Source organism: Comamonas sp. A7-5, from assembly GCF_039581385.1.
Taxonomy (GTDB): Bacteria; Pseudomonadota; Gammaproteobacteria; order Burkholderiales; family Burkholderiaceae_C; genus Comamonas; species Comamonas thiooxydans.
Genome location: NZ_JBCPWO010000040.1, coordinates 1 through 2496, shown reverse-complemented (window position 1 = coordinate 2496; position 2496 = coordinate 1). Strand labels below are relative to the sequence as shown.

The 2496-nt window shown below is 56.7% G+C and carries 2 protein-coding genes; both read right to left on the bottom strand.

Annotated elements, in window-relative coordinates; all coding sequences use genetic code 11:
- Positions 1 to 86: 86 nt before the first annotated feature.
- Entirely contained in the window at positions 87 to 872 is a 786-nt protein-coding gene (istB, locus tag AAIL67_RS24595; RefSeq protein WP_012838594.1) for an IS21-like element helper ATPase IstB, read from the bottom strand.
- On the bottom strand, positions 862 to 2388 hold the full coding sequence (gene istA, locus AAIL67_RS24590; protein WP_045840614.1) for an IS21 family transposase: 1527 nt from the start codon (positions 2386 to 2388) through the stop codon (positions 862 to 864). Before istA ends, istB begins: the two co-directional genes overlap by 11 nt.
- Positions 2389 to 2496: the final 108 nt, after the last annotated feature.

Sequence of the window (2496 nt, the reverse complement as noted above, 5' to 3'; positions counted from 1 at the left end):
TGTTAATTTCCACGCATAACTGACCCGCCATTTCCATCTCAAACTGACCCACCCTTTGACTTGAGCCGCAAGGCTCAAGATGTGGATCAGGTTTTGTTTCTCTCCTTCTTCATGGGCGGTTGTTGGACTGCACTGCTGTGCTTGAAGCGGTAGCTGTCGTTGCCTGTTTCCAGAATATGGCAGTGATGGGTCAGGCGGTCCAGCAGGGCCGTGGTCATCTTGGCATCACCAAACACGCTGGCCCATTCGCTGAAGCTCAGGTTGGTGGTGATTACTACGCTGGTGCGTTCGTAAAGCGTCGAGAGCAGATGAAACAGTAGCGCACCGCCAGATGAGCTGAAGGGCAGATAGCCCAGCTCATCGAGAATCACCAGATCCGTATGCACCAGCCTGTGGGCGAGCTGTCCGGCTTTGCCTTGCACTTTCTCTTGCTCCAGCGCATTAACCAACTCAACAGTAGAGAAGAAGCGCACCCTTTGACGGTGGTGCTCAATGGCCTGAATACCCAGTGCTGTAGCAATGTGCGTCTTGCCCGTGCCAGGCCCACCGACAAGCACCACGTTGTTAGCCTTCTCGATGAACTCACAGCGATGAAGGCTGCGTACCAAGGCTTCATTGACCTCACTGTGTGCGAAGTCAAAGCCTGCCAGATCTCTGTAGACCGGGAACCTGGCGACCTTGAGTTGATAGGCAATGGAGCGCACTTCTCGCTCAGCACTCTCTGCCTTGAGCAGTTGCGACAGTATGGGATGTGCTGCTTCAAATGCTGGTGAGCCTTGCTCGGCAAGTTCTGTCACAGCCTGGGCCATGCCAAACATCTTGAGTTGGCGCAGCATGATGATGATCGCAGCAATGGCGGGGTCATGACGCATGGCGCACCTGTCGGAGTTGGTCATAGCGCACGACGTTGGCTTGTGGCTCAACGATCAAGGCCAAGGCTTGGGGTGAATGGATGGGCTCAGGTTCCGGTGTTCCATCAATGAGGCGGTGCAAGATATTGATGATGTGGGTCTTGCGAGGTACGCCATCCTCCAGTGCCAACTCGACAGCGGCCAGGACGGCTTGCTCATCGTGCTGCAACACCAAGGCAAGAACTTCCACCATCTCGCGATCGCCGCCAGGTTGCTTCAGGAGCAAAGCTTGCAGTCGTTTGAATGCGTCTGGCAACTCGGCAAACGGCGCACCGTTGCGCAATGCGCCAGGCTTGCGCTGCAATACGGCCAGGTAATGGCGCCAGTCATAGACCGTACGCCCAGAGCCTTGGTGATTGCGCTCAATGATGCGCGGGTGTTCGCAGACGAGCTGACCTTCGGCCACGACAACCAGGCGGTCGGCATAAACCTGCAAGCTCACGGGCCTGTTGGCATAAGAGGCCGGCACGCTGTAGCGATTGCGCTCGAAGTGAACTAGGCAGGTGGGAGAGACTCGTTTGGCATGCTCGACAAAGCCGTCAAACGGCCGAGGCATGGGCATCAAGGTTGAGCGTTCTTGCTCCCACACATCAGCAAGTGAGCCAGGCAATTGGCCATGCGCAATCTCTTGCCATAACTGTTGACACCGTTGCTCTAGCCAATCGTTGAGGGCTCTGAGTGTTGGAAACGTTGGTACAGATTGCCAGATACGATGGCGAGCGTCCCGAACATTCTTCTCGACCTGTCCCTTCTCCCATCCCGAGGCCGGATTGCAAAACTGTGCCTCGAACAGGAAATGGCTGGCCATAGCACTGAAGCGGGCGTTGACCTCTCTGAGCTTGCCACGGCCGACACGATCAACGGCTGTGCGCATGTTGTCGTAGATCCCTCGCCTAGGGATGCCTCCAAACACCGCAAAGGCACGGTTGTGGGCATCGAACAGCATCTCATGGGTTTGCAGGGGATAGGCCCGCAGATAGAAGGCTCGGCTGTGGCTGAGCTTGAAGTGAGCCACTTGAAGCTTGGTGCGTACACCCGCGATGACAGCCCAATCCTCGCTCCAATCAAACTGGAAGGCTTCTCCAGCGCCGAAGACCAGGGGCACAAAAACGCCTCGCCCTGATGTCTGCTCCGCCGCATGACACTGAGCCTTCCATACTCTGGCAAAGGCAGCGACTCGGTTGTAGGAGCCGGTGTAGCCCAACGCCTGCAAGTCCAGAAACATCTGCTTGATCGTGCGCCGCTGCTTGCGAGAGCGGTTGACTTCTGTACGCAGCCAGCCTGACAGCTTGCTGGCGAAGGGGTCGAGCTTGGTGGCGATGGTGCGCTGTGCAAGTTGAGGTTGCACAACGTCGGAGCGCAAATACTTGCGGATGGTATTGCGAGAAAGCCCAGTTCTGCGGGCGATCTCTCGGATGGACAGGTGCTCACGCAGAGCCCAGCGCCGGATGACACTCAAAGTGGCCACGTCAATCACTCCTGGTCTCCTGCTGCACAAGAAAGCAGCAGGCTAGGGTTAATGCGTGGGTCAGATTGAGATGGAAAAACCGGGGGCTAGTGGGTCACTTCTGGGTGGAAATCAACA